This window comes from Oscillatoria sp. FACHB-1407, from assembly GCF_014697545.1.
Taxonomy (GTDB): Bacteria; Cyanobacteriota; Cyanobacteriia; order Elainellales; family Elainellaceae; genus FACHB-1407.
In genome coordinates, this window is sequence record NZ_JACJSA010000021.1 from 26,966 (window position 1) to 53,129 (window position 26,164).

Sequence of the window (26,164 nt, forward strand, 5' to 3'; positions counted from 1 at the left end):
ATCGACTGTATGATTACTGCGATCGCCAATCAAAAAGGTGGAGTTGCCAAAACAACCTCTACTATCGCCCTAGCCGGACTACTGGCACACCAAGGAAGTTCCTGTCTTGCCGTTGACCTGGACCCCCAGGGCAACTTAACCACCGGGCTGGGAGTAGAAGTCTCAGAGGGGCAACTGACCACCTACGAGGTCTTTACTGAGCAGGCTTTGGTCTTAGATGCAGTCGTAGAGACGCGATATGACATTAGCCTTCTACCTACTGACATTTCCCTGGCAAAGGTCGAAAAGGAATTAATTAACCAGGAGGGTCGATTTTATACACTACGGCAACAACTGGAAACGGTTAAGGACAAGTTTGAATACATTCTCATTGATTGTCCCCCCAGCATGGGGCTTTTGACCATCAACGCGCTGGCAGCAGCAGATAGCCTACTTGTACCCGTGCAATGCCAGTTTTTTGCCCTCAAGGGATTGGAGGCTGTGCTGCAAACGATTCAGACCGTCAAAGAAAAGCTCAATCCCGATCTAAAGGTTTTAGGCGTTCTGCCGACCATGGCAGAGAAAAATACTGTGATTACCCAAGACATCCTCAAAACCTTGAGAAATCAACTGGATGGCATCAAAGTCTTTGATCCCGTGCCAAAATCGGTGAAATTTGCCGAGTCAAACCTGGCAGGCGAACCGATTCACGTCTATGCCGGGGAGTGGCGTTTGGTACAACCCTATCGCGAAGTCATCCGCGAGATCCTCCTACTTGAGGAAGCAATGGAGGAAGAAGAGGAAGATTGAAGAGAGAAGAAGAAAAGGATAAACGATGAAGGATAAAGGATAAAAAGTGAAGAGGACAAGGGTAAGTCTTAACCCAGAACCCCTCAATTCTTCAGCCTTCAGCCTTTATCGTTTATCTTTTCTGTCTTTAGGCTGGTTGGAGCGATCGCCCCTTAATTGAGCTTGCCAGTTCCCGCAGCAGGTCAACGGTCGTGGGGAAGTCTACACAGGCGTCGGTGATGCTCTGTCCGTACACAAGCTGACTGGCATCCTTGGGAAAGGGCTGTTTGCCCGCCACCAGGTGACTTTCGAGCATGACCCCCATGACGTGACGTGAGCCATTGGCGACCTGAGCCGCGATCTCTTGCAGGGCGATCGGTTGACGGGTGTGATCGCCACCAGAGTTACCGTGGCTACAATCAACCATCATCCGGGCGTTGAGGCTATGACGGGCTAGCTCATTTGCCGCCTGCTCGACATGCGCCGCATCAAAATTGGGTCCATGTTTGCCACCTCGCAGCACGATATGCCCATCCGGATTGCCCGTTGTGCTGACAATGCTGGCAAGTCCATCCAGGTTGATCCCCAGAAAACGGTGGGGTTGGCTGGCGGTCAGCATCGCGTTCACCGCCGTGTGTAAGCTGCCATCGGTGCCATTTTTGAAGCCCACAGGCATCGACAAACCAGATGCCATTTCGCGGTGAGTTTGGCTTTCGGTTGTGCGAGCACCAATTGCCGTCCAGGAGATCACATCGGCGATGTATTGGGGCGTGATGGGATCCAGCAATTCCGTCGCAGAGGGCAAGCCCAAATTTGCCAGGTCGAGCAACAACTTCCGCGCCAACCGCAAGCCAGCATTGATGTCGTAGCTGCCATCTAGATGGGGATCGTTGATTAACCCTTTCCAGCCCAAGGTCGTCCGGGGTTTCTCAAAATAAACCCGCATCACGATTTCCAGATCGTCTTCAAGTTCCTGCCGTAGTTTAATCAGCTTCTCACCATATTCAAAGGCAGCATTGACATCGTGAATCGAACAGGGACCGACAATCACAAGCAGTCGCTGATCTTCACCGCTGAGAATATTACGGATGCGATCGCGCGTTTCTCCGACGAGGGCAGCGGCTTTTTCGGTTATGGGCAATTCTGCATGGAGAGTGGCTGGAGCAAGCAAAGGGCGAGTTTCAACAACGTGCAGATCACTGGTTCTACGCATGGGTTTGGAGCGAGTTAACACACAAATCCTAAAATCATTTACTAGGGTTGACAATTGGGTTTGACGGTTAGACAGGTTCACACACGGGAACCCCACTGAATTGGCTGCAAAAAGTTGTCTTGATCGTCAACCAGGGTACAAACACCTGCCCCAACCCATCATCTTACCCTAAGCAAAAAATGAAAATAGAAGAAAGAAACAGGAATGGCGATCGCCACTCTCCTTTTCATTCTTCCTTCTTCTCTCTTCGTTCTTCTAAATACCGTTGTACCCCTTCACTCATTTGCAACAGGTTCGGCTCAATTCGCTTACTCAAAACATCCTCCACCAATTGAGCTACCATGCCTGTCAACATTGGCAACATACCTTTGATTTTTTTGGGGTCGATCGTTAGCTCTCCCAGGCTCTCAATTACCGTGCCACCATCCACTTCTAAAAAGCGATTTTTGCCAGCGCAAAACACCGCCTCGGTAAAAGCATGGGTTTCAATCTGCCAATTGGCTGTGAAGTTAGCATCATTCCAGGTGGCGCGATCGGTCCACGAGAGCAACTCTTCACTCAACAGCGCACGAGCCGCCTGGGGAATTTCACCGCCCCCGTGCCACTCATTCACAAACTTCGTGATATGCCCCTCCTGTTGTCGAGATTTAATCTCAATTCGCCGCACGTTGGGCATGTAGGGCATCAGGTCAAGTAGCTTGTCCCGATAGGTGGCGTATACGAGAGAACGTGGAAAAGAGACATGGGCTTTAGCGGAGATGAGCATGTTGAGCTATTGCGAGAACGTGCAGGAACGGTCAATGGGGATTCCACAAACCGATATCTAGGTTACTGTTCCCATCCTCCCCTACTCTTTCGCATTTCGGGATCAATAGGAAAGTAAATTTAAGATTTTAGAAATCTCTGGAGATTCAGATCGCAGATAGGGGATGGCACCTCTACTCTCAAGCGAAAATAGTCTGCACGCAATTTAATGTGTGATTAGATTTTGTCTTGTAGAAAGGAATAGTGAGGCGGGTGAAGAATCCGGTGATGGGGGCGATCGCCCACACCCGCCGTGACTCTCACACTAAAGTTATGGCAATCCGTGAAGTTTATACAATTGCCCCCTCTCCTTCCTTTCCTTGCTTCACCCTACTCCCCACTCCCCATTCCCCACTCCCACTTAACTGCTACCGAGTTGAAGGGCATAGAGATTGGCATAGATTCCTTGTTTCTCAATTAACTCGGTATGAGTGCCTCGCTCCACGATTTGCCCCTGTTGCACCACGAGCACCTGGTCTGCCTGGGTGACGGTACTGAGGCGATGAGCGATGACAAAACTGGTGCGATCGCTCAACAAACGGGCGATCGCCTCTTGTACCAGTGCTTCAGTGCGGGTATCGATGCTGCTGGTCGCCTCATCCAAAATCAGAATCCGGGGATTCACCAAAACGGCACGAGCAATGCTCATCAACTGCCGTTGTCCCTGACTCAGGTTGACCCCTCGTTCACCGATCAAGGTAGCGTAGCCCTGCGGTAGTTGCGTGATGAATTCATGCACGTTAGCGATCTGGGCAGCAGATTCAATCTCCGCTTGAGTGGCTTGTGGGCGACCAAAGGCGATGTTTTCTGCGACGGTGCCTGTGAATAGGATATTGTCTTGCAGCACCAGCCCAATCTGACGACGCAGGCTGCTTTGCGTCACCGTACGCAGATCGATCCCATCGATCAGGACTCTGCCCTCGCTGACATCATAAAACCGCAGGATCAGGTTAATGATGGTGCTCTTTCCGGCCCCAGTTGGACCGACCAGGGCAATCATCTGTCCCGGTTTGGCGTGTAGCGAAACAGACTTGAGCACGGGCTGATTAGGGTTGTAGCCAAAGGTGACCTGCTCAAATTGCACTTCACCTTGAATTGGGGGCATGGTGCGTGCCCCTTCTGCATCTTGCAATTGCGCTGGTTCGTCTAACAGGCGAAAGATTCGCTCCGCCCCTGCCAAAGCAGATTGCGCCTGTGTGTAAAACTGGCTGAGAATCTGGATTGGGCGAAAGAACAACTGCACATACAGCAGGAATGCGGTCACGGTGCCGACGGTTGCGGCTCCAGTTACCGTGAGATAGCCACCATACGCCAGCACGCCTGCCGTTGCCAGGGTATTGAGAAAATCAATGGAGGGCAAAAACGCGGCTGTAATCGCGACTGCCTGCACATTCGCCCCCCGGTTTGCCTCATTTAACTCGACAAACTCCTGAATATTCAGGGGAACGCGATTAAATGCCTGTGCCTCTCGTACACTACCGATGTCTTCTTCGATTTTGGTCGAGAGTTCCCCAATGGTTTCACGGGTGACTCGAAAGCGTGCTCTTGCCCACCGAGCAAACAACCCTGTAGTGAAGATCATGACGGGCACAATCAGATTGCTGAGCAAGCCGAGTTGCAAATGAATCAGCAACATCGCGATGATGATGCCGACCAAGCTAAACAAGTTGCCCAACATCTGCGCGACGGTTTGCCCAAATGCCTGATTAATCACACTGACATCGTTGAGCAGACGGCTCATCAGATCGCCTGCCTCACTGCGATCGAAAAAACTGATGGGCAAGCTCTGCACTTTGACAAAAATATCCTGTCGCAACTGCGCCAGCACCCGTTGCACGATCGCCCCCACTCGGATGATCTGTTGTCGAATCGCTTGAATGCCGCTGATATAAATCACCGTCAGGAAGCCCATCATCAGCAACAAGCCGCGCAGATTACCCGCACTGATAAGATGGTCAATCGACCAGCCAATCAAAAATGGACCTACAGATTGCGTGGCCGCACCGATCGCCACCATGGATAGTGCGATGGGGATCTCTTTGCGGTGAGGTCGTAAATAGCTCAGCAGTCGCCGCAGTGTTGGGATCTGCTGGCTGGCTTTATGGTCTGGGGCAACGACGGGGGCAAACCCTCTCATGGCGATCGCTCTGCAACACTCCACCCATCGTATGCGACCAGGAGACAATTCGATTTTTCTACCAAAGTGTCCTAAGTCTTGTAGCGATCGCTGTAAACAACCATTACAATTTGCCCAGTTTTTAGTCACTTCGGGAGAAATTTTAAGACATGATTGGTCCCGTTCAGCCCGTTCCTGGCAGAAGTCACTCCGCGATCGCTCAGCTCTCACCATAACAATCGCTAAAACGATTTAGACATAATGTTTCCTTGAGTTGAGATTGCTATTAAATCGGTTCGCTAAGCTAAAGATACGCTTGTTCGACAGCGAGCTATGACCCCGTGATTGCTCAAGCAACCTTTCACCAGTGATGTTAGAACAACGCTCACAGAGCAACCGACAACGAGTGGATGAAGCCTATCTAGAGGCAGAACGAATGCGTCAGGTTCGTATTCTGCTAGATCATCTTGTGAGCCACGAAGAGACAACCGTAAAGCTGATTCTGGGTTATTTGTACGACATTGGCTCCGTCAATTTGATCAATCAAAAGTTTCGTCGTCGCCCGCTCAATCGGTTGATGAGAGGCGTTGCGAGCATGTCGAAACCCATCTTTAAAGTGTTTGCGTTGCGGTGGTTTAAGAAAAACTGCCCGCAGTTAATTGCTGATTGGCTGCATTCTCAAGTCAAGTTTGCCATTCCAGACGACCCAACAGGAGCCGCCACCATCGAACTGGTTGCTGCTGAAACCGTAGCCATGCAAAGCCTTCTCCCCGATGGGGTCGTCGCCGAACTTGAAACCCGCAACCAGGCTATTCGCCAGTTGCATCGCCAGGTACGATGGCTCACCGGGGTGTTGGTCTTGACCACCGTCTCTCTGGGTAGTGCGGTTGTTTGGCTCAGCTATCAACCCCGGCTTGCCTCGGCTCAGGCAAACCCCCTACAACCGTCTCCCATTGAGGCAGTGCGCGAGCGGGCAGAGGCATTGTGTCGTTGAGGGGCATAGAACAGGAGAGACTGGACGAGGGAACTCCCCCTGTACTCCATACCCCACCCTTTACACCTGCACGGACTCAGTGAACTGATCCACATCGCCCACCCATGCCGTTTGAGTCAAATCCTCAAATGTGACCTGTCGCTGTTGCCGATCGAGGGCTTCAATACGCTGAGTTTCGGCATTAATTTGGTACTGTAGGCGTTGGCTCTCTTCGGGATCGGTGATGCAATCGGTCTGCTTCCAGAGTTCGATGAAGTGTCGCCGCCGTTTCTCGCACATCACCCGTTCCATGCTGGCGATCGCCGCCCGAATGACCAACGGTGCCCGCACAATATCTCGTCGAGTCTTTTCGTTGAGTTGAAACAACGCTTGGATCTCTGGATGATTGGTCACCTCCGTGTAGCGATCCTGCACTTGCTGAATCAGGGAATGCGCGTCAGAACCAATGGAAGTGCCTTCCTCTAGCTCCAAAATCTGCTGCCAGAGAAGCCGATGGTGAGAGATGCTGAAATCCAGATCCCGCTCCTCCAGGGCTTCAATGATCGTGGGACGCTGCTCCGGAACGTGCAAATATAGCCGCAACAGTTGAGCTTCTGACTCCGCTAACAACGTCCGATCGCCCGCACTCTGCCAGCGTTGCGATCGCCCATGCCAGCGTTGCCCCCGCACCTGCGTTCGCAGGTCGGATTCCAGTTGCAGGGCTAAGCGGGCATTGCCCTGGCTCAGCAGTTCAGCACAGTGGTGAATGTAGTGCGTCCGCAGACTGGCATTGGGCAGGTTGCCTAATAACTTGGCGATCGCCTCCGTCCCCTGCTGAAACTGGTCAGCTTTATCGAGCTCCGTTCCCGCTAAAATCTGCTGGATCTGCCAGTCGATCCACAGCGGCGCATCGGTCAATAAATCGCGGTAATCAGCAGGACTGTGGGTCTTGAGAAACTCATCCGGGTCTTTGCCATCCGGCAGGTTGAGCACCCGCAACTGCACCTCTCCCCGGTACGCCAGATCCGCCACCTCTCCGATCGCCCGTTCTGCCGCCCGTTGCCCTGCTGAGTCATCGTCGAAGTTGAACACGATCTGCTTGGACTCGGTGTAGCGCAAGAGTTGTTTCACCTGCACCAGACTGAGAGCCGTCCCCAGGGAAGCGACCGCATTGGTGATACCTGCCGCATGGAGGGCGATCGCATCAAAATAGCCCTCCACGACCACCGCCCGATCTTCCTTGGCGATCGCGGCTCTGGCAAGATCCAGCGCAAACAGCGTTTTGCCCTTGTCAAATAGCTCCGTTTCAGGGGAGTTGAGGTATTTCGGCTGTTCATCCGATAGCGTCCTACCCCCAAAGCCGATGGTGCGACCCTGCAAATCGTGAATCGGGATCATCAGGCGATCGCGAAACCGATCGTAGTAGCCCCCACCCCCCTGACGCGGCACAATCAGCCCTGCCTGCTCTACCAACTCCACAGGGAACCGCTTTTGCTCTACCAAATAGCCATAGAGCGTCTGCCACCCGCCTGGAGCATAGCCCAACTGAAACTGCTGGATCGTCTCCTCACCAAATTGTCGCGTTGTCAGGAGATAGGTCAATGCTTTTTCCCCGGTGGGCTGTCGCAGGGCGTGTTCATAAAACTTTGTTGTTAACGCCAAAATCTCATAGAGCTGTTCCCGCAGCGACAATTGCCGTTGTAGCTCCTGCCGTTGCTCTGGCTCCAGCGTTTTGATCGGCACTTGATATCGCCGTGCCAACTCCAGCACCACATCCCCAAAGGACTGCTTGCCCAACTCCATCAAAAACTTGATGGCATTGCCCCCTGCCCCACAGCTAAAGCAGTAGTAGAACTGCTTACCGGGACTAACACTAAAACTGGGCGACTTGTCATCGTGAAACGGACACAACCCCGTAAAATCCTTGCCCCGCTTGCGCAGCACGACATGCTCTGACACTACGTCTACAATGTCAACGCGCTGCTTAACCTCTTCGATCGTGTCGGGGTGGAGACGGGGAGACATGGGAAGGGGGAGAGGGAGTAGAGTTTGATCTTAAAGGATAAAGGATAAGAAAGAAGAGAGAAGAATGAAGAGAGAAAAAAGAAGAATGAAGAATCGGGCAGGGGTAAGGGGTAGAGGAGTGGAAGGTGAGGGATGGGATTGTTTGAGGGCGATGTCTGTCTAAATGACCATTAAATGCCCAAAGCCGACTACACAGCACCCGTCATTCTTTGATTGCTTTGCCTCCCCCTAGTACAAACGCTGCAATCGCGATATTCTCTCTTCATCTTTCCGTCTTCTTTCTTCATTTTTCTCTCTTCTCTTTTCTTTTTTCCCTCTTCTTTCTTCTCTTTTCCCCATTTCGGTTACCCTGGGTTAGTGATGAGGATGGAGAGAATTGATGGGACGGATCTTTATCTCAGCCGGACATGGTGGATTTGAAGGCAGAACTCGTGATCCAGGCTCAGTTGTGGGCAACACCACCGAAGCGCAGGAGATGATCTTAATTCGAGATTTGGTCGCTCCAGAGTTGCGATCGCGCGGGTTTGAAGTGCTCTCAGTACCAGATGACCTGAGTTCGATGCAAACGCTGGATTGGATTAACGCTCGTGCTCGCACTGGAGATGTAGCCCTGGAAATTCAAGCCAATGCCTTTTCCAATCCAGCTACACGCGGCACCAGTGTCTATTACATCTCTAATAATGATCAGCGCAAAGCCCATGCGGAGTTGTTGCTGTTAGCCCTGCTGCGGCGTGTGCCCCAACTGCAAAGCCGGGGAGCCAAAGCCGACACTACTGCTGCTCTGGGTAGCCTGGTCTTTTGCCGTCAGGTCGTGCCCCCATCTTTGTTGATGGAAATCGGCTTCCTTTCTAATCCAGACGATCGCGCCATTATTCAGACGCGCCGCCGTGATGTGGCGTTGGGCATCGCCGATGGGTTGGCATCCTGGAGCCGAGCAGTGTCAGGGATCTCGCCGACCCCGACGCCGACCCCTACACCACCTGCCTACTCGACCGTCGATATCAATATCAACGGTGGTATCTACGACGAAAAAGGCATCATCGTTAATGGCAATGCTTACATTCCCATTGATTTAGCCGATCAACTGGGGGTAAACCTGGCGCGATCGCCTGAAATTCGCCGTATCAGCTATCGAAATGTGGTCTATATCAAAGCGATCGAGCTACGAGCTTTTAATATCTCGGTTAGTTGGGAATCCTCAACCCGTACCATTGTGTTGCGATCGGTGTCTGTTATCTGCCCAGGGCTGATCGATCGCATCATGGGGCATGGCAACACCTCAGAAGTGCAACTGATGATGTTTCTTAAGAGCAACAATGAGGATGCTCTGGTGCGCTTTCCTGACCTGCCCAAGCTCTACCGCGAAGAATCGGCGATCGAAGGCGTCAACCACGACATCGCCTTTTGCCAGATGTGCGTCGAAACGGCATTTTTGCGGTTTGGTACGAGCATCAGCCCCGAACAAAATAATTTTGGGGGCATTGCAGCAGTGGGTGGCGATGAAGATGGAGCCACCTTTCCCAGTGCACGTATTGGGGTGAGGGCGCAGATTCAGCACCTCAAAGCCTACGCCAGCACTGCACCCCTCGTCCAGGAGTTGGTCGATCCTCGATTCCGATTTGTCACACGAGGAGTCGCCCCCCTGATTGACCAGCTAAGTGGACGGTGGGCAGCCGATCTGCAATATGGCACTAAAGTTATGGCAATCTTGCGGCGACTCTACGAATCCGCCGGACTGCTGTAACCCGTGAAATCTCCGACTTCTTAAGGAAGTCGGAGATTTGCTAAAAAATTACATGCCAGGGAGGTTCAAACCGCCTGTCAATTCTTCCATCCGCTCCCGCATAGTGGCGGTGGATTTGTTGTAAGCGTCCTTAGTTGCTGCCAACACCAAATCCGAAAGGACTTCTGCCCCTTCACCCAAGACATCGGGGGAGATTTCCACTCGGCGGGGTTCCTGGTTGCCGCTCATCGTCACTTTGACTAGCCCACCACCGGCTTCGCCCACCAGTTCCATCGCTTCTAATTCTTCTTGCAGCTTTTTAGCACCTTCTTGCACCTGCTGCGCTTTCTTAAATGCTTCGGTCAGCTCTTTCATCTTGCCAAGACCAAAGCCAAATCCTTGTCCCTGTCCTTTTGTCATAATGTCCTACTTAATCAATTGCAACGATAGGTGAGTCAGGGTGTGTTGACACCGACTGCGTGAGCAGTCTTACCATCTTATAGCTCACCTTAGATGGCGACTCGCGAAAACTTCATTATCTTAACCTTCAATCGGGAGGTTTGTGTTTAGGGAAGGGAGTAGGGAGTGGGGAATAGGGAATGGGTGAAGAGGTAAAGGGGTGTAGGGTATAGGGTGTGGGGCTGAGAGCAGATGGCAGGGTGCTGTTAGCGACAGCGTAACGCACCGCCATAACTGTACCAATTCAACGATTAAATGCTACACATGTTGCACTGGGCGTTTACCCAAACGCCCCTACACGAATTTGATCTGTGACAACTGTTTTGAGAATTGGTATGACACAGACGTGAGCGAGACGCTCATACTCCTTTGAGGCAAATAAACCCGTGCAAGCATCTTGCTTGCGACTGATTCATCCTCAAGATCAGCAACGCCACATTTTTTATTTATTCCCCATTCCCTATTCCCTACTCCCCACCCCCCACTCTCTACTCCCCATTCCCTACCATCAAATATCCTGCTGCAACACACTCATCAATCACCGCCTGAACATACACCCACAACTCTGGGGAACCTGTCTCGATCGCCTCTACTCGTTTCATGACGCGATCGCGTGTGACCCCGTGAATCCGCCAGGTTCCCCCCTGAGTCTGCTGATTGTGGAGCAGTGGTTGCAAACGATCAAGGGCTGCCGCAAAGCGAGCCTCAACGGTGGTTTGTGCTTCAAATTCCTCCCAGAGCGATCGCAACTCTACCCCTTGCTCCGGTGGTAACAGCCCAAACAGGCGATCTGCCGCTTGCTGTTCCCGTTCGGCTTTGTCTAAGTTGCCCTGCACGTCATAACAGAAAGTATCACCTGCGTCGATTTCCACCAAATCGTGAATCAGCAGCATTTTCATAACCCGCAGCACCTCTACTGGCTCTGGCGCATATTCCGCCAATAACATCGCCATCATGGCCAGATGCCAGGAGTGTTCGGCACTGTTTTCGCGGCGCGATCCATCCGTTAAAAGGGTTTGACGCAAAACCAGTTTGAGTTTGTCGATTTCGAGGATGAACTGAATTTGTTGGTGAAGCCGAGACATGGGAGGTAAGGGAGTGGGGAATAGGGAATGAGGGCAGAAGGTAGAGGGTTGGGCGTTGCTGATCTTGAGGATGAATGAGTCGCGAGCAAGATGCCCACACTGGTTAAAACGATTGCCTAAAGGGAGTGTGAACGTCTCGCTCACGTCTACTTCAAGAAAATTATCTCTCTATTCAGCAACACCGAGGGGTGATAGGGCAGATTGACCGCTCAATTCTCTCTTTAATTTTTTATCCTTCAGCTTGCATTCTTTATCCTTCATTCCCTCACTAGTAGAGCAAAAAACAAGTTTTGAAAGGGGTGAAGGGGTTCCACCCCTTCCTGGGGGCGAAGCCCCCAAACCCCCTACATTGCAGAACTTTGTGTTCACAACACTAGTTCTCCTCGCATGACGGTGACGGCTTGCCCCGACAGACATACCCGACGTTGGTCGCGATCGCCAGTGCCATCATACCGCACGCGCAATACGCCTCCACGCTCAGAGGCTTGATAGGCAAGGAACTCAGATTTACCCAGGCGATCGCTCCAGTAGGTCGCGAGACAGCAGTGGGCGGCACCTGTCACGGGGTCTTCGTTAATGCCCAGATTGGGCGCAAAAAAGCGGGAGACAAAATCAAATCCGGGGGTGCTGGCGCGACTGGTGACAATCACCCCTTCGGCGGGTAGCGATCGCAACAGCGCAAAATTGGGTTGGAGCGATCGCACGATTTCCTCGGACTCGACTTCAACCACATAGGCAAAGGGTTCGGTCAGGCTGACGCTGGTGAACGGCACCCCCAGAGCCTCAGCGATCGCCGCAGGGGCTTCAACGAGCTTGGCATATTTGGGCGGAAAGTTGAGTTCGATCCAATCACCCTGTTTTTTTGCAGTCAACACGCCACTTAAGGTATGAAAACGGGCTTCCTCTGTTGGGGCTAAGTAGCCTTCAGCCCAGAGTGCATGAGCACTTGCCAGCGTGGCATGACCACACAAGGGCACTTCAACCGTAGGGGTAAACCAGCGTAGCTGAAAGCCATCGTCTTGACGAAGCAGAAACGCTGTTTCTGACAGGTTCATTTCACGGGCAACGTTTTGTAGCCAGGAGTCTGTTTGCGGTTCAGGCAAGATGACGACTGCGGCTGGATTTCCAGCAAAGGGTTGGTCAGTGAAGGCATCAACTTGAGTCAGGTGAAATCCCATGGTGATTCAGAGAGAGGAGAAATATCGCTCTAAATCATACTGATTTCTAACAAGGAGACAATACACCCAGTTGGGGGCGTTTGTAGGTTGGGCTTTGCCAACTCACGGTCTGTCTAGGGCGATCGCCACAAGAAGGAGATCAACCGTGGTGGTTTGTCTTGATCGCGTTCATGCCACCACTCCTGAAGATCTTCAAGGATAAAATGATGAGTTTTTGCTGCCTTTATAAAGTCAGAGATGTGATGTACAAATGCATGAATTTCAGTTGTCGAGTCATCCCGTTGAAAGTTTGCCTTGGTTCCTCGATATTGCCTGAAGGGGTGCAGTTCTGAGATGAAAAATCGTCCCCCACTGACTAACACACGAGCCGCCTCTGAGAAGATAAATGAGAGATCGTCGATGTGTTCTAAAACTAAATTGCAAGTAATGAGATCAGCAGATTGCTCCTCATAGTTCCATCGCTGTGTGAGATCTCCCAAAGCAAATGAAACATTGGCTAGAGTGACTTTTTCTTTGGCTTTTTCGAGCATGAATGCTGAGAAATCAATGGCATACACTTGATCTGCAATTTGGGACAGAAAAAGCGTATTCTTGCCCGTTCCACAGCCCAACTCAATCACAGAGCGGTAACGAGAACCAAACAGGGTTTCTTGAGTAACCTGTTGATCGAGATCGCGTGTCAGATTCACATCAACATCGTAGGTACTTGACCAGGTGTTGTATGCTGTCTGGATGTTGTTTGCCGATTGAACGTCCATTACTACAGTCTATTCTCTATCCCAACTTAATCAGTCGAAAGAGTAGCCGCGCACAATCCGATATCTGGATTGAATCAAAAAAATCATCCTATGAGAGTCAGATGCGACGCTAGATCCAAATGGGTGAACTTGTACACCATCCTTGAAACCATCGCATCACACTCTATCAACCATTCCTGTGTTCCCACAGTCACTATAAATTATTAATTGCGTCTTGAGATGGAGACAAAAGCCAATTCTAATGGCAGACAATCCTAACAAGTCTGCTCGATAGTATGAAGCTAACTATGAAGTTGCACCAGAACTATCGAGGAAACCTCTATCATGAAAACTTCAACCATTAACACCGATCAAGTCCCTACCGTTGCACCTACTTATAATGGGGCTGATCGTAACGCCTGGATCTTTGGCTGGAACCCCCAACAAGAGCTATGGAATGGTCGTCTAGCTATGCTGGGTTTTGTCGCTTATTTACTCTGGGATTTGGCGGGTTACAGCGTTCTACGCGATGTGCTGCACCTGGTTGGCTAATTCTCCGATTCGCTGCATCAAGACCATCCATTAAGGCGGAGCGATCGCCTTCATCTCCCGTCCGTACTTGATGGCGGGCTAGTCTCAACGGTTATTGAACTCCATTTCTTAACCTTCATTCGTTAGCAGACAAGAGATTCCTCAGATCCATCTTGTCTTGAGACATACTTTTTGAACATTTCTACTTGAAAATTTCTGCAACCAACAACACTATCATTATGCAATCATCAACATCTTCAAATCTATCTATCCGTTACACGGCTCTAAGCCTGGGTGTTCTATTTCTGCTGTTAGGCTTAGCTGGCTATGTACCCACTTTTGTAGCGACTTCTGGAAATCCAACCTATACACCGGGTTACGGTCATCTCTTCAGCATCTTCCCCACCAACTATTTTCACAATGCGATCGGCATTCTAGTGGGAACATGGGGAATTGCTGCCTTCACTAGCCTGACTGGCTCAATCGTATTCAACCGCATCTTTGCAATCCTGTATGGATCAGCCGTTATTTTAGGGCTATTTCCTTTAACCAATACATTGTTTGGGCTGACCCCACTGTATGGCAACAATATCTGGCTCAATGCGATTGTTGCTGCGATCGCCTTCTATTACGGCTTTATCAAGTCTGCTGAAATCGCTCCGGGGTCAACCACAGCCCAACCCAGCGTCTAAATACGATTCCAGAGGTGAGAGTCTTACTTCCGTGAAGTTAGACAACTTCAAGATTCAGTTTTTAGCAAAAAGTAGTCTGTTCAGGCTACTTTTTTTGCTTTCGGTGGTGTTCCAAACCTGTTGATAACCTCTGTAAGACCCCCTGTAGTCCCCCTTGGTAAGGGGGACGGCGACAGCCGGGGGTTAGTAGCAACAGATCTGAAACACTACCTTTTTGCTTGCTGTAGACTTCTGGTTGATTATAGCTTTGGTCAAAAAGCTTAGGGCAAAGCTAATGGCTCAGACCTTAATGCTGGGGAGGCTTTCTGGCTTGCCTTCGCTATCGAATGTGGCTATCGCTATCGCTAACGCCGATTTTTCAATCTCTACTCACTGCCCTCATATTCTGAACGAACCTTTCATCCTAATGAACGATAAACAACCTTTCAAACAGCAGATGCCCGAACCGCCAACTGATAAGGATGATGGTGAGCAACAGCACAAAATTCTTAAGAGAGAAAGGTGCGATCGCATCCCGTAGATTGACAGGAGTTTTATGGCGGGTTCCGTTCAGTTTCAGCTTTTTGCGCCCCGTAATACGGAAGTGGCACTCATAGGTTCCTTTTCCAATGGGCAAGTCATCCCAATGCAGAAAGAGAATGATGGCTACTTCCGGACTCAAGTTGACTTAGAGGATGGAGTTTATCAGTATCAGTTTCGGGTGAAAAGCAAAAGCTGGCATCTAGAGCCGGATCAGTGGGTCGAGGTGAACGATCCCTATGCCACTGAGATTGATCAGGATAGCCAACAAGGAATCGTGCGGATCAAAGAGGGGCAGCGGATCCTTGATACCTATGTATGGCAGCACGATGATCAACCCTTGCCTCCTGATACCGATGTGATCATTTACGAGATGCACATTGCCGATTTCTGTGGACGCGATCCAGATGCAACGCTGGGCAACCGATTTTATCAGGCGATCGCCAAACTCGACTATCTGGCAGACCTGGGTGTCAATGCGGTGGAACTGATGCCTGTAACGGAATACGCCGGAAATTACCGCTGGGGCTATATGGTGCGCCACTTCTTTGCACCAGAGTCGAGTTATGGTCCACCGGAAGACTTGAAGCGATTTATCGATGAGTGCCATGCTCGCCAAATTCGGGTATTTATGGATGGCATCTACAACCATTCCGATGAGGAAAGTCCGCTGCTCTCCATTGATCGCGATTACTGGTACTACCACGGGGCACATTATCCGGATGACCCTAACAACTACTGGGGTCCGGAATTCAACTACGACTATTATGATGAAACGCTAGACATCAAACCCGCCTGGAAATTCATTGGAGATGCAGTTCGTCACTGGGTGCGGGAATATCACATCGACGGCATTCGGTTTGATGCCGTGCGCCAATTAGCCAATGCAGATTTTTTGCATTGGATCGTCGGAGAAGCCCGACAAACCGCCGGAAACAAGCCCTTCTACGCGATCGCCGAATATATTCCTGACACCGCTAGCATTACCTGTTGTAATAGTGGACCGATGGATAGTTGTTGGCATGAGAGTTTCCGCTATTTCCTCATTCCCCATTTAGCAGGTGAAACATTTGAGTTAGACCAACTCAAGGAAGCCTTGGATGCAAAACGTCAGGGATATGGCGGCAGCATCCATGTGATCAATTACCTGGCAAGTCACGATCGCGAACGCTTGTTGAGAGAGTTGGGCGATCGCAGCATTTTTGGTGAACCTGCCTTTCAACGCGCAAAATTGGGAGCCGTCATCCAGATGACTGCAATGGGCATCCCCATGTTGTGGATGGGAGATGAATTTGGCGAATATACCGCTAAAACCGAAACCACCCTGGAGTCCAACAAATTGCAGTGGAATCTGCTGAAACAAGCCCCTAATCAGGATCTACACAACTTTTACAAACGGTTGATCGCCCTGCGTCATCACTGTTCGGCACTGCGCTCGGACAACATTGAGTTTTTCCACGACAATCCGGGCGATCGCGTCTTTGCCTACGTTCGATGGAACGACGACGGTTCACGAGCCGTTGTTGTGGCTAATTTTTCAGATCAGGACTTTACCCAATACACCGTCCCTAACTTCCCCGATCACTCCCGTTGGTATGACTGGTTAAGCGATCGCCAGGTTGAAGCACAGGACAATTGCCTGGTAACAGAGCTAGGAGCCTATGAGGCAAAGGTATTTGTCTCCGTTTAAGGGAGATTAGGGGAGTAAGGGAGAGACGCGATTAATCGCGTCTTTACGCGGTTCTATCACCCCATCACCCTGTCACCCCATCACCCATCACCCTTCCAGGTGACCTGTTGCGTAAGCTAATTTAGAACTATGCAACAGGAATGGTACGAACAAGGCTTAACCAAAGCGCAAGCACAGGATTACCAGGGGGCGATCGCTGATTTTGATCAAGCCCTGGCAGAATCGCCTGACCGTTCGGAGGTTTATTATCAACGGGGATTAGCTCACTTTAAACTGGGCAATACGGAACAGGCGATCGCTGATTACACTCAAGCTCTCGATCGAGGCTTGCAATATCACTCCATGTATTATGCCCGTGGCTTAGCGCATCTCATTCTGAACCATCTAGATGCAGCGGTTGCAGACACCAAACAAGCGATCTTACTCAAACCAGACCAGGCAGCCAACTACGAGTTGTTGGGTCAGATTCGCCAGCGGCAGGGAGATACCGGGAAAGCGATCGCGAGTTACCGAAAAGCTGCCGAGTTGTATCTTGATAATCGCGATGTGTCCAACTGTCGCCGCTGTTTGGACAAGATTCAACAATTGCAACCGTCACCCCCGCCTCCACTCACACCTCCAACCGTCGTGATTCAGCCATCGCTGACGGTCGAAGATTTTTTGCAGGAGGCAATCACAAAAGCAAAACAGGGCAATTATCGTGGCGCAATGGATGATCTGGATTGGGTGATGCAGATCGACCCACAAGACGCACAAGTCTACGTTTGTCGAGGACAAGTCCACACTCAGATGGGCAACCTGGAGGCAGCGATCGCAGACTATCAACAAGCGGCTCGTCTGTTTTTAGACAAAGCTGACAAATCGATGGCACAACAACTGCTCACTACAATCGGACAACTTAAAACCCAGTTAGCTCAACGTCAGTCCTTTGTGACCTCAGTTGATACCCGTTCGCGATCGCCCCGGCAAATCGTCCCCACTGGCAGACCCAGTCATGCCGTCCAACAAAAACTGTTGCGACTCGTTGGCAACGATCGCCGAATTGTTACGGGGTTGGTCGAACGCTTGAAAATCAAAAACCCAGGGATGCCAGAAGACTGGTATTGGGAGAAAGCGATTTATGACCTGGAGCGCGATCGCCGATAACCCGTAAGGATGAGTGAGGTGAGGTGCTGTATTAATTTTTTCATCAATACCGTTAAAAAACATGTCAATGCGATGTGTTCTAGTTGACTTGCAATGTCAACTCATTTTGACGGTGAGTTTTGAAGTAACGCAACAAATCTTGCCCGTCAGGAAGGGCTTACCGCTGTATAGCCCTCTTTAATTCCTGTAGATAGAAAGCTGTTTGCTGCCAAAATCCTGATCCCCAATTCAGGTCATCCAGAGTGGCCGTAGGGGGGTTGCTGTTAAACATTACTGCACTCAAGTGTTGTCTGCTAATCCCCCTCTATACAATGTCAAAATGATTGGTTCAAATTTGATATCAAATCAATTTATCTTGATGGATTGATGATGTAGATCTCGGTATGCAAATAGCAACTGTCCCTATTTAGCGGTGAGGGGCTTCAATCGCGTAACTCTACCTGGAATCAATACGAAGCACGCAGCAGGTTAACTGAAATACCTTTCACCAGGGGATTTGAGGGATATTTCTCTAATCTCTGGTTCTCAAGCTCATTGAAGCAACCGAGTGTCTCATTGACAACCTAGAGGGGTGTATACACGGCAACAAACTTTGGAAGGAGTCATTTCAGAATCACTTCCTTGACTTTTATGTCAATTTAATTTGAAATAATGGGGTGACTCTTTCAATGTCACACATAGCCTTGAAAGCCATAAATGTTGATCAAGGGTAGGAGCAATCATGACCATTCGAGTGGGAATCAACGGATTTGGCAGAATGGGACGGCTCACCCTGCGCGTTGCTTGGGGTTGGTCAGATCTGGAGTTTGTTCACATCAACGAAGTTAAAGGGGGAGCAAACGCCGCTGCCCATTTGCTGAAATTTGATTCGGTGCATGGCCGTTGGGCACCAGAGGTTGAAGCCAAGGACGAACGAGTTTGGATTGACGATCAATCCCTCAGCTTTAGTGAATACGCTACACCGGGTGAGGTGCCCTGGGATGACCTGGGTGTTGATCTGGTGTTGGAGTGTTCTGGCAAGTTTAGAACTGCTGCGACCCTCGACCCCTATTTCAAGCGAGGGGTGCAAAAGGTGATTGTGGCGGCTCCAGTCAAAGACGGTGCGCTCAACATTGTCATGGGCATTAATGACCACCTTTATGATCCACAGCAACATCACCTGTTAACCGCTGCATCCTGCACCACAAACTGTTTGGCTCCCGTGGTGAAGGTAATTCATGAGGGGTTGGGCATTCGTCATGGGGTGATCACCACGATTCATGACAACACCAATACGCAAACCATTGTGGATGCCCCCCATAAAGATTTGCGCCGAGCCAGAGCCACCAGTTTGTCACTGATTCCCACCACAACCGGGTCAGCCACAGCGATCGCCCTGATCTATCCAGAACTCAAGGGCAAGTTAAACGGCTTGGCCGTGCGAGTACCGTTGCTCAATGCCTCCCTCACCGACTGCGTGTTTGAAGTGGCACGACCCACGACTGTTGAAGAAGTTAACTCTCTCCTAAAATCCGCTGCACACGGGCCACTGAACGGCATTTTGGGTTATGAGGAACGTCCTCTAGTATCGATTGATTACAAAGATGACCCCCGTTCCTCCATCATCGATGCCCTTTCTACGATGGTGGTCGATGAGACGCAGGTCAAAATTCTCGCCTGGTATGACAACGAGTGGGGGTACGTCAACCGCATGGCAGAACTGGCACGCAAGGTAGCCCTCAGTTTGCAGTAAGCCTTATCTACGCATCCAATCATGACCTCCACTACTGCCTCAAATGCCAACCTCAAAAATTACAGTCTGGTAACGATCGCCTACTGGGGTTTCACACTCACCGATGGCGCACTGCGAATGCTGGTGCTGCTCTATTTCAACGAAATTGGCTATAGCCCGTTGCAAATTGCCTTACTCTTCCTCTTTTATGAAGTGTTTGGAGTTGTTACCAACTTTTTGGGCGGGTGGATTGGCTCTCAACTGGGGCTAAAGCTGACACTCTATGCCGGAATTGGGTTACAGGTGTTTGCGCTGCTCATGCTGTCGTGGCTGAACCGGGAGTGGGCACAGGGAGTGGCGATCGCCTACGTGATGACAGCTCAAGCCTTTTCAGGAATTGCCAAAGACCTGACCAAGATGAGTTCCAAAAGCGCAATTCGCCTGGTAGTACCCCAAGATCAGCAGTCTTCCCTGTTTAAGTGGGTAGCAGTGCTGACGGGGTCTAAAAATGCTCTTAAAGGGGCTGGTTTCTTTATGGGAGCGGCTCTACTGGCAACGTTGGGCTTTGTCAATTCACTATGGGCAATGGCAGCAGGGCTATTTCTGGTGATGCTGACTGGGTTTTTCTTGCCAAAGGGCATGGGCAAGATCAAAGCGAAGGTCAAATTCACACAGCTTTTCTCTAAAAGCTCTGAGATCAACATTCTTTCGGCAGCCCGATTCTTCCTGTTCGGCTCCAGGGATGTCTGGTTTGTCGTCGGGTTGCCTGTTTTCCTGCGGAGTGGGTTGGGCTGGTCATTCTTTGAGGCAGGGGGATTTTTAGCCTGTTGGGTGATTGGTTATGGGGTCGTGCAGTTTCTTGCGCCAATGTTGTTGAGTCAATTCAACGGAGGACAGGCTCCTAAAGCGAGTACGATTCAATTTTGGACATTTACCCTGACACTGGTACCTGCGGCGATCGCCATTGCGCTTCAATCTGGGCTACCCGCCAATCAGGTGATTGTCGTTGGCTTAGCGGTGTTTGGGGTTGTGTTTGCCTTCAACTCTGCGGTTCACTCCTATCTGGTGCTGGCTTTTACCGACGATGACAAAGTTGCTCTGAATGTTGGCTTCTACTACATGGCAAACTCCGGCGGACGACTCATCGGCACGGTGCTCTCTGGGTTGGTCTATCAACTCACCGGACTGGTTGGCTGTTTATGGGTGTCTACGCTGTTTGTGCTAGCCGCAGGGGTAATTTCGCTGAAATTGCCCAATCCTCAACCGACTAAGGCGATCGCCTGGAAATCAGGGGATGGAGATTAGAAGCGGATGAAGGATAAAAGATAAAACCTATCGCATCCTGACCTCCTAAGGATTGTGAATTTAATAAATTTGCAAACTGTACGGGCGGGTTTAGCAGACCTATCTGTACCCTGTTATAGATTTGACAGCAAACCCCGCCCCTACCCAATACCGAACTTATTTAATTTCCATTCCTAAGCACTCGATCCCTCTGATCCCTCAGCCTTCATCCTTTTGCTTCATTCCCTTCATATGGACTCTTCAACGGTCAAAGCTGGCAATCGTCTCAGTTTTTTTGAGCGGTATCTGACCCTCTGGGTCTTCCTCTGCATCATCACCGGAATCCTATTGGGACGGTTGTTTCCTCAGGTGGCGATCGCTCTCGATGCGATGAGTGTGTATCAGATTTCCATCCCGATCGCTATCTGTCTGTTTTTCATGATGTACCCCATCATGGTCAAAATTGATTTTTCCCAGGCAGCACAAGCGATTCGCACTCCCAAACCCGTGCTTTTGACTCTGGTGGTGAACTGGTTAATCAAGCCGTTCACGATGGTGGTATTTGCTCAGTTTTTTCTGGGTTGGTTATTTCGCCCTTTGATTGCCGGAACTGAAATGATTCGTGGCACCGAAGTTTCGTTAGCCAACTCTTACATTGCCGGAACAATTTTGTTAGGCATTGCACCCTGTACTGCCATGGTCTTGATGTGGGGATATCTCTCCTACGGCAATCAGGGGCATACGCTGGTCATGGTAGCTGTGAATTCTCTGGCGATGTTATTTTTGTACGCCCCATTAGGGCGATGGCTGTTAGCTGCGAATGATCTGGCAGTTCCCTGGCAAACGATCGCCCTTTCGGTGTTGATTTATGTTGGTCTGCCACTTGTTGCGGGAATGTATTCTCGTTACTGGATTTTGACTCACAAAGGACGAGATTGGTTTGAGCAAACGTTTCTCAAATACTTAACACCTGTGGCGATCGTAGCTCTCTTAGTAACACTCATTCTTTTGTTTGCATTTAAAGGTGAATTAATTGTCAACAATCCACTCCACATCCTGTTAATCGCCGCTCCCTTATTTCTGCAAACCAACTTTATTTTCTTGATTTCCTATGTTGCAGCCCTAAAACTGAAATTATCTTACGAAGATGCGGCTCCTGCTGCTTTAATTGGTGCGAGTAATCACTTTGAAGTGGCGATCGCCACTGCGGTTGTTCTATTTGGTTTAAATTCCGGTGCTGCTCTAGCAACTGTTGTTGGTGTGCTCATCGAAGTTCCCGTTATGCTCATGCTGGTTGAAGTATGTAAACGCACTGCCTTTTGGTTTCCTCGTGAACCTGCGAAAGCGACATTGCCCGACCCTCGCTGTATTCGCCCTTTAGGACCGTGACTCAACCTTTAGAAATGGCACTACTGCGTTATCTTTGGTTATGCAACACGTCATGTTTGTCTGTAAACATAACTCTCGCCGTTCCCAAATGGCAGAAGGATTTGCTCGTGCACTGGGCGATGGAAGGATATCAGTAACCAGTTCTGGTCTAGAGACAAGTGCTGTTGATCCGTTGGCAGTTCAAGTGATGTCAGAAGTCGGCATTGATATCAGTCATCAAACCTCAAAACCCCTCAGTGACTTTAATCCAGGTGATTACAATGCGGTTATTTCACTGTGTGGGTGTGGTGTTCATCTACCAGTCGAATGGGTCTTGCGGAGTGTATTTGAAGATTGGCAATTGGATGATCCCTGTGGACAACCGATCGAAACATTTCGACGGATTCGAGATGAAATCAGAGAACAGGTGCTCCAGTTGTTAGAAAAGTTAAGCCATTGCTCCAGATAAAATCATCAGCACAACTGCATCATGAGTGACCACAAACCCAGAATCCTATTCCTCTACGGTTCCCTGAGAGAGCGATCTTACAGTCGGCTCCTGGCAGAAGAAGCCGCTCGCATTATTACCGGATTTGGTGCAGAGGTGCAGTTCTTTAATCCTCATGGCTTGCCGTTGCATGGCAGTGAGAGCGATCGCCATCCCAAAGTTCAGGAATTGCTGGAACTGGTGCAGTGGTCAGAGGGGCAGGTGTGGTCAAGTCCAGAGATGCACGGCAACATCAGCGGCTTAATGAAGATGCAGATTGACTGGATTCCGTTGAGTATCGGAGCGGTGCGACCCACCCAGGGCAAGACGTTAGCGGTGATGCAAGTCAGCGGTGGCTCCCAGTCCTTCAATGCGGTCAACACGATGCGCGTTCTCGGTCGCTGGATGCGGATGTTTACCATTCCCAATCAATCATCTGTTGCCAAAGCCTATGAGCAATTTAACGACGACGGCACGATGAAAGACTCGCCCTACCGCGATCGCGTCATTGACGTGATGGAAGAACTCTACAAATTTACGCTGTTGCTGCGGCATCAGGTTGATTACCTCACCGATCGCTACAGTGAACGCAAAGAAAAAGGTATCCCCGATCCCATGAATAACCGTGTCAACGGGGTCAATCTCACACAAATGTAATTCACCTGGAGGCTCTACGATGCATCCCATCGACGTTTTACCCAATGCCATGATGCAGCAAGGTCTGGTATCCGAACAGTTCCTCAAGCAAGGTATCACGACTTTTCAAGCCGCATGTCATTGGACAAAAGCCTTACCCTATGGGTCAAATTCTAATTCCGAAGACTCGTTGATCTTATTTGAGGAGGGGCATGGAACCTGCACGACTAAACACGGTGCGATCGCCCGTCTTGCTCAGGAACTCAACCTCCCGGTTTACAAAAATCTGGGCTTCTATCGTCTCAACGATGAGGTTGTGACTGGGGTCAATGCTCTGTTGCAACCCTATGGACTGAACTTCATTCCCCAAATTCACTGTTTTTTAGAATACGAGCACTACCGAGTTGACTTGACCGAAGGCAACTGCAACGGCAAGAACAAAACCATTGAGGACTATGACTTCGTGGTACGAGTCACACCCGACATTACCCACGACGAAGAACGACGATATTACCTGGATTACTTGCAGCGATATGATGCGATCGCCCCAGAACTGTTGGAGATCAGTGAAACCACGCTCCTGGAAATCCTTGATGCCTGCAATCGCCAGGTTAAGTATCAGTGCTCGTTGATGGCAAGCCAACTCGTAACTCTCAGCTAACATCCATCATCGGTGACCCAGTTGCCCTATCGAGGGAACCTCAGGGGTCTTGTGTAGCGTGTAGAAAGTGATCCCAATTAAATAGTCTTAAGACCTATCGCTAGAGTCTTGACCCAACCGGAAACACCCGTACTTGGAACCGATGCGAAACGCGCCTTTGGGTGAATCGAAACACCTTCTGCTAGGGGGTTTGGGAGAGACTCCCCCAATGCCCGGTTTTCAAACTTATTGAAGCAATCGAGCCTCATTAAAAAACAGAGATGTGTATACACGGTTAGCCATTGAATTTGGGATGGACTGGAGTAACCAGGCATTTATAGCCGTAGCCACTATTGTTAGGACAATTCAGAGCACATGATGGTGGTGTTCCAAACCTGTTGATAACCTCTGTAAGACCCCCTGTAGTCCCCCTTGGTAAGGGGGACGGCGACAGCCGGGGGTTAGTGGCAACAGATCTGAAACACTACCCACATGATGAACAAAGGGCTTAAGCCCCTTGTCCTGACCGGGTTGAATATAGCTATACAAATCGAAAGCTATCAATATTGACAAACTTCGATATGACCTGATAAAGTGTTTACTGTAGCATAAATGCCAACCATGCCAGTTCAGCCAATGCCAGTTCAGCCACCCACACTTGACCAGGCAGTCGAGCAGCCAAAACAGGGATGCTGTAGGGCGATCGCTTCTACAAGCCTCTCCGAAGCACAAGCTCAAAAATATGCTGAATGGTTTAAGGTGCTAGCAGACCCCACTCGTTTACGAATTCTCAACCTGCTAGCGCAAAATAAGGAACCTTTGTGCGTCTGCGATATTGTGGATCAGTTTGATCTGGGACAACCTACCATTTCTCATCACCTCAAGTTGTTGCGAAACACCTGCTTCGTCAAAACTGAGCGACGAGCTAACTTCATTTATTACAGCATCAATCACGAGTGCATTCCTGCGCTCCCCCAAGCGGCTCAGCAGATTATGGGCATCTAACATTCGTCCCAAAAGCCCTTCTGACAACAGCCCACCTCAAAATATTGAATATCGTCAATATTCAATAAACCCCGTTCTCACATCCTACTCAAATCGTTCTAACTTAGGAGATTAGCCATGACTACATTGAAGACCCACGTCGCACTCAGAGTTGCCAATCTGGACAAGTCCATCGCCTTTTATCAGGCAATGTTTGGAGTGTCTCCGGTAAAGCATAAAGTTGACTATGCCAAGTTTGATCTGGAGAACCCTGCTCTCAACCTGACATTGAATACAGCCGAGACAATCCAACCGCAGGGAACACTCTCTCACCTGGGCATTCAGGTAGGCAGCACTGAAGACGTACAGGCGGCGATCGCCCGTTTTGCGAAGGCAGGTCTGAATCTATTTGAAGAGAAGAACACCGACTGTTGTTATGCCCTGCAAGACAAAGTTTGGGTGACAGACCCCGACGGCAACCGTTGGGAGGTCTTTGTTGTCAAAGTAAGCGACACAGCCCCGGAAGAAACGATTAGTTTGAATCCATCCCAGATGTCTGGTCAGCCTCAAGGGGTCAAATCCTGCTGCGCTTAGGCTTTGTTAAGAGCGGTTAGACCAAAGGATTGCATCATGGCAGTGTCTGTCATGATGCAATTCAATCGCCATGTTTGTCAATTGGATGCGTGATTGGGGCGATCGCTAAGCAGAACCTGCTCTCCAGCATCATTGTCACCATCATCGGCATCGCAGCTGATCTCCATGGGGAAACTAAATGACCTCTGGTCAGTAAGCTATAGCAAACTCTTGCCCAAACGTTGATGGTAATCTTTCGAGTAATCAAAGTGTTGTTTGTAACAATCTGATTAGCTTAACAAAAGTTAATATAATACGAATGACTATAGTTCTATGAGAGATACATCATGGCAGGATTGTTTGGTTTTTTTGGCAAAAAGAAGACCGATGAGGGGCAAGCCACTCCACAAGATAATGGCAAGCCACAAGCTTACTTTTTAGACGCAGATGATGCCAAAACTCTGGGCAATATCGAATACATGAGAACTGCCAAGATGATTAAGCACACGTTTCCTAAGACTGCAAGCAGTAAGAGTGGCTTTGAATCTGTCGTGCAAGTGTCGTCAATGGGAATGACCTCCGGCGAGTTGCAAGCGGCAATTGAAACCGCTGAAGCAATCACACAAGCGATGGAAACAAATGGTGCTGCTATTAATGGTTTTACCAGCAATGGCGCAGCACCCAAAGCCGAGAGTAACGGTGCTGCTGAGCGTCGTCGCAGCGATAGCGATAGCAGCATGGACATGTTCCGCAACATGGCACGCGACATTCGGAAACGTTAACAGTTATTCAATCGTCTTCATCTAGCTTGCTGGGTACAGA

General features: G+C 49.9%; 26 protein-coding genes. 17 read left to right on the forward strand and 9 right to left on the reverse strand.

The window, feature by feature from the left end; all coding sequences use genetic code 11:
* Positions 1 to 9: 9 nt before the first annotated feature.
* Entirely contained in the window at positions 10 to 789 is a 780-nt protein-coding gene (locus tag H6G89_RS26435; RefSeq protein WP_190512239.1) for a ParA family protein, read from the forward strand.
* A gap of 127 nt (positions 790 to 916) precedes the next feature.
* On the opposite strand, the gene H6G89_RS26440 is transcribed toward H6G89_RS26435, so the two are convergent.
* From H6G89_RS26440 to H6G89_RS26450, 3 genes are all read right to left on the reverse strand, one after another.
* Positions 917 to 1,981, reverse strand: coding sequence for a 3-deoxy-7-phosphoheptulonate synthase (locus H6G89_RS26440; RefSeq protein WP_190512240.1), 1,065 nt, complete (start codon positions 1,979 to 1,981; stop codon positions 917 to 919).
* Positions 1,982 to 2,207: 226 nt separating this feature from the next.
* Positions 2,208 to 2,747, reverse strand: coding sequence for a hypothetical protein (locus H6G89_RS26445; protein ID WP_190512241.1), 540 nt, complete (start codon positions 2,745 to 2,747; stop codon positions 2,208 to 2,210).
* Positions 2,748 to 3,146: 399 nt separating this feature from the next.
* On the reverse strand, positions 3,147 to 5,135 hold the full coding sequence (locus tag H6G89_RS26450; RefSeq protein ID WP_199336947.1) for an ABC transporter ATP-binding protein: 1,989 nt from the start codon (positions 5,133 to 5,135) through the stop codon (positions 3,147 to 3,149).
* 136 nt (positions 5,136 to 5,271) lie between these two features.
* Here H6G89_RS26450 and H6G89_RS26455 point away from each other — a divergent pair, with 136 nt between their 5' ends.
* A complete protein-coding gene (locus tag H6G89_RS26455; protein ID WP_190512243.1) occupies positions 5,272 to 5,895 on the forward strand; it encodes a hypothetical protein in 624 nt (207 codons plus the stop codon).
* A gap of 60 nt (positions 5,896 to 5,955) precedes the next feature.
* On the opposite strand, the gene dnaG is transcribed toward H6G89_RS26455, so the two are convergent.
* Positions 5,956 to 7,899, reverse strand: a complete 1,944-nt coding sequence (gene dnaG / locus H6G89_RS26460) for a DNA primase (RefSeq protein ID WP_190512245.1) — start codon at positions 7,897 to 7,899, stop codon at positions 5,956 to 5,958.
* A 379-nt stretch (positions 7,900 to 8,278) separates the two neighbouring features.
* On the opposite strand from dnaG, the gene tftA reads away from it, so the two are divergent.
* A complete protein-coding gene (gene tftA / locus H6G89_RS26465) occupies positions 8,279 to 9,643 on the forward strand; it encodes a hormogonium tapered terminus morphoprotein TftA (protein ID WP_190512247.1) in 1,365 nt (454 codons plus the stop codon).
* A 48-nt stretch (positions 9,644 to 9,691) separates the two neighbouring features.
* Here tftA and H6G89_RS26470 read toward each other — a convergent pair whose 3' ends face one another.
* From H6G89_RS26470 to H6G89_RS26490, 5 genes are all read right to left on the reverse strand, one after another.
* Positions 9,692 to 10,042: a YbaB/EbfC family nucleoid-associated protein gene (locus H6G89_RS26470; protein ID WP_190512249.1), complete on the reverse strand. Its 351-nt coding sequence runs from the start codon at positions 10,040 to 10,042 to the stop codon at positions 9,692 to 9,694.
* Positions 10,043 to 10,169: 127 nt separating this feature from the next.
* On the reverse strand, positions 10,170 to 10,313 hold the full coding sequence (locus tag H6G89_RS26475; protein WP_190512251.1) for a hypothetical protein: 144 nt from the start codon (positions 10,311 to 10,313) through the stop codon (positions 10,170 to 10,172).
* A 256-nt stretch (positions 10,314 to 10,569) separates the two neighbouring features.
* A complete protein-coding gene (locus tag H6G89_RS26480) occupies positions 10,570 to 11,310 on the reverse strand; it encodes an HD domain-containing protein (RefSeq protein WP_309230100.1) in 741 nt (246 codons plus the stop codon).
* A gap of 221 nt (positions 11,311 to 11,531) precedes the next feature.
* Entirely contained in the window at positions 11,532 to 12,344 is an 813-nt protein-coding gene (locus H6G89_RS26485; protein ID WP_190512253.1) for a PhzF family phenazine biosynthesis protein, read from the reverse strand.
* Between the two features lie 113 nt (positions 12,345 to 12,457).
* On the reverse strand, positions 12,458 to 13,102 hold the full coding sequence (locus H6G89_RS26490) for a class I SAM-dependent methyltransferase (protein ID WP_190512255.1): 645 nt from the start codon (positions 13,100 to 13,102) through the stop codon (positions 12,458 to 12,460).
* A 324-nt stretch (positions 13,103 to 13,426) separates the two neighbouring features.
* On the opposite strand from H6G89_RS26490, the gene H6G89_RS26495 reads away from it, so the two are divergent.
* From H6G89_RS26495 to H6G89_RS26560, 14 genes are all read left to right on the forward strand, one after another.
* Positions 13,427 to 13,633, forward strand: coding sequence for a chlorophyll a/b-binding protein (locus H6G89_RS26495; protein WP_190512257.1), 207 nt, complete (start codon positions 13,427 to 13,429; stop codon positions 13,631 to 13,633).
* A gap of 218 nt (positions 13,634 to 13,851) precedes the next feature.
* Positions 13,852 to 14,304, forward strand: a complete 453-nt coding sequence (locus H6G89_RS26500; protein ID WP_190512259.1) for a DUF4383 domain-containing protein — start codon at positions 13,852 to 13,854, stop codon at positions 14,302 to 14,304.
* Positions 14,305 to 14,551: 247 nt separating this feature from the next.
* Positions 14,552 to 14,824: a hypothetical protein gene (locus H6G89_RS26505; protein ID WP_190512261.1), complete on the forward strand. Its 273-nt coding sequence runs from the start codon at positions 14,552 to 14,554 to the stop codon at positions 14,822 to 14,824.
* 15 nt (positions 14,825 to 14,839) lie between these two features.
* Positions 14,840 to 16,513 (forward strand): alpha-amylase family glycosyl hydrolase, encoded by a 1,674-nt coding sequence (locus H6G89_RS26510; RefSeq protein WP_190512263.1) that lies wholly within the window; start codon positions 14,840 to 14,842, stop codon positions 16,511 to 16,513.
* 129 nt (positions 16,514 to 16,642) lie between these two features.
* On the forward strand, positions 16,643 to 17,659 hold the full coding sequence (locus H6G89_RS26515) for a tetratricopeptide repeat protein (protein WP_190512265.1): 1,017 nt from the start codon (positions 16,643 to 16,645) through the stop codon (positions 17,657 to 17,659).
* A 721-nt stretch (positions 17,660 to 18,380) separates the two neighbouring features.
* A complete protein-coding gene (locus tag H6G89_RS26520) occupies positions 18,381 to 19,391 on the forward strand; it encodes an ArsJ-associated glyceraldehyde-3-phosphate dehydrogenase (RefSeq protein WP_190512267.1) in 1,011 nt (336 codons plus the stop codon).
* Between the two features lie 21 nt (positions 19,392 to 19,412).
* Entirely contained in the window at positions 19,413 to 20,675 is a 1,263-nt protein-coding gene (gene arsJ / locus H6G89_RS26525) for an organoarsenical effux MFS transporter ArsJ (protein WP_190512269.1), read from the forward strand.
* 231 nt (positions 20,676 to 20,906) lie between these two features.
* Positions 20,907 to 22,043 carry an ACR3 family arsenite efflux transporter gene (gene arsB / locus H6G89_RS26530; RefSeq protein ID WP_190512271.1) on the forward strand — a complete coding sequence of 379 codons (1,137 nt, stop codon included), beginning with the start codon at positions 20,907 to 20,909 and terminating at the stop codon, positions 22,041 to 22,043.
* Between the two features lie 40 nt (positions 22,044 to 22,083).
* Positions 22,084 to 22,491 carry an arsenate reductase, glutathione/glutaredoxin type gene (arsC, locus tag H6G89_RS26535; RefSeq protein ID WP_190512273.1) on the forward strand — a complete coding sequence of 136 codons (408 nt, stop codon included), beginning with the start codon at positions 22,084 to 22,086 and terminating at the stop codon, positions 22,489 to 22,491.
* A 21-nt stretch (positions 22,492 to 22,512) separates the two neighbouring features.
* Positions 22,513 to 23,166, forward strand: a complete 654-nt coding sequence (gene arsH, locus H6G89_RS26540; protein ID WP_190512283.1) for an arsenical resistance protein ArsH — start codon at positions 22,513 to 22,515, stop codon at positions 23,164 to 23,166.
* 19 nt (positions 23,167 to 23,185) lie between these two features.
* Positions 23,186 to 23,806 (forward strand): hypothetical protein, encoded by a 621-nt coding sequence (locus H6G89_RS26545; RefSeq protein ID WP_190512285.1) that lies wholly within the window; start codon positions 23,186 to 23,188, stop codon positions 23,804 to 23,806.
* A 600-nt stretch (positions 23,807 to 24,406) separates the two neighbouring features.
* On the forward strand, positions 24,407 to 24,790 hold the full coding sequence (locus H6G89_RS26550) for an ArsR/SmtB family transcription factor (protein ID WP_190512286.1): 384 nt from the start codon (positions 24,407 to 24,409) through the stop codon (positions 24,788 to 24,790).
* 117 nt (positions 24,791 to 24,907) lie between these two features.
* Positions 24,908 to 25,363: an ArsI/CadI family heavy metal resistance metalloenzyme gene (locus tag H6G89_RS26555; RefSeq protein ID WP_190512287.1), complete on the forward strand. Its 456-nt coding sequence runs from the start codon at positions 24,908 to 24,910 to the stop codon at positions 25,361 to 25,363.
* A 326-nt stretch (positions 25,364 to 25,689) separates the two neighbouring features.
* The gene (locus tag H6G89_RS26560) at positions 25,690 to 26,124 is read left to right on the forward strand and encodes a hypothetical protein (RefSeq protein ID WP_190512288.1); all 435 of its coding nucleotides are present in this window, start codon (positions 25,690 to 25,692) and stop codon (positions 26,122 to 26,124) included.
* The last annotated feature ends 40 nt before the right edge of the window (positions 26,125 to 26,164 follow it).

Bases quoted from the DNA above. Each gene is read 5' to 3' on its own strand.
- H6G89_RS26520 (WP_190512267.1), top strand. From the start codon at position 18,381: ATGACCATTCGAGTGGGAATCAACGGATTTGGCAGAATGGGACGGCTC.
- H6G89_RS26500 (WP_190512259.1), top strand. From the start codon at position 13,852: ATGCAATCATCAACATCTTCAAATCTATCTATCCGTTACACGGCTCTA.
- arsB (WP_190512271.1), top strand. From the start codon at position 20,907: ATGGACTCTTCAACGGTCAAAGCTGGCAATCGTCTCAGTTTTTTTGAG.
- H6G89_RS26510 (WP_190512263.1), top strand. From the start codon at position 14,840: ATGGCGGGTTCCGTTCAGTTTCAGCTTTTTGCGCCCCGTAATACGGAA.
- tftA (WP_190512247.1), top strand. From the start codon at position 8,279: ATGGGACGGATCTTTATCTCAGCCGGACATGGTGGATTTGAAGGCAGA.
- H6G89_RS26455 (WP_190512243.1), top strand. From the start codon at position 5,272: ATGTTAGAACAACGCTCACAGAGCAACCGACAACGAGTGGATGAAGCC.
- H6G89_RS26490 (WP_190512255.1), bottom strand. From the start codon at position 13,102: ATGGACGTTCAATCGGCAAACAACATCCAGACAGCATACAACACCTGG.
- H6G89_RS26445 (WP_190512241.1), bottom strand. From the start codon at position 2,747: ATGCTCATCTCCGCTAAAGCCCATGTCTCTTTTCCACGTTCTCTCGTA.
- H6G89_RS26560 (WP_190512288.1), top strand. From the start codon at position 25,690: ATGGCAGGATTGTTTGGTTTTTTTGGCAAAAAGAAGACCGATGAGGGG.
- H6G89_RS26435 (WP_190512239.1), top strand. From the start codon at position 10: ATGATTACTGCGATCGCCAATCAAAAAGGTGGAGTTGCCAAAACAACC.
- H6G89_RS26495 (WP_190512257.1), top strand. From the start codon at position 13,427: ATGAAAACTTCAACCATTAACACCGATCAAGTCCCTACCGTTGCACCT.
- H6G89_RS26450 (WP_199336947.1), bottom strand. From the start codon at position 5,135: ATGGTGAGAGCTGAGCGATCGCGGAGTGACTTCTGCCAGGAACGGGCT.
- H6G89_RS26470 (WP_190512249.1), bottom strand. From the start codon at position 10,042: ATGACAAAAGGACAGGGACAAGGATTTGGCTTTGGTCTTGGCAAGATG.
- arsH (WP_190512283.1), top strand. From the start codon at position 22,513: ATGAGTGACCACAAACCCAGAATCCTATTCCTCTACGGTTCCCTGAGA.
- H6G89_RS26550 (WP_190512286.1), top strand. From the start codon at position 24,407: ATGCCAGTTCAGCCAATGCCAGTTCAGCCACCCACACTTGACCAGGCA.
- H6G89_RS26485 (WP_190512253.1), bottom strand. From the start codon at position 12,344: ATGGGATTTCACCTGACTCAAGTTGATGCCTTCACTGACCAACCCTTT.
- H6G89_RS26515 (WP_190512265.1), top strand. From the start codon at position 16,643: ATGCAACAGGAATGGTACGAACAAGGCTTAACCAAAGCGCAAGCACAG.
- H6G89_RS26440 (WP_190512240.1), bottom strand. From the start codon at position 1,981: ATGCGTAGAACCAGTGATCTGCACGTTGTTGAAACTCGCCCTTTGCTT.
- H6G89_RS26545 (WP_190512285.1), top strand. From the start codon at position 23,186: ATGCATCCCATCGACGTTTTACCCAATGCCATGATGCAGCAAGGTCTG.
- H6G89_RS26475 (WP_190512251.1), bottom strand. From the start codon at position 10,313: ATGGCGGTGCGTTACGCTGTCGCTAACAGCACCCTGCCATCTGCTCTC.
- H6G89_RS26555 (WP_190512287.1), top strand. From the start codon at position 24,908: ATGACTACATTGAAGACCCACGTCGCACTCAGAGTTGCCAATCTGGAC.
- arsJ (WP_190512269.1), top strand. From the start codon at position 19,413: ATGACCTCCACTACTGCCTCAAATGCCAACCTCAAAAATTACAGTCTG.
- dnaG (WP_190512245.1), bottom strand. From the start codon at position 7,899: ATGTCTCCCCGTCTCCACCCCGACACGATCGAAGAGGTTAAGCAGCGC.
- arsC (WP_190512273.1), top strand. From the start codon at position 22,084: ATGCAACACGTCATGTTTGTCTGTAAACATAACTCTCGCCGTTCCCAA.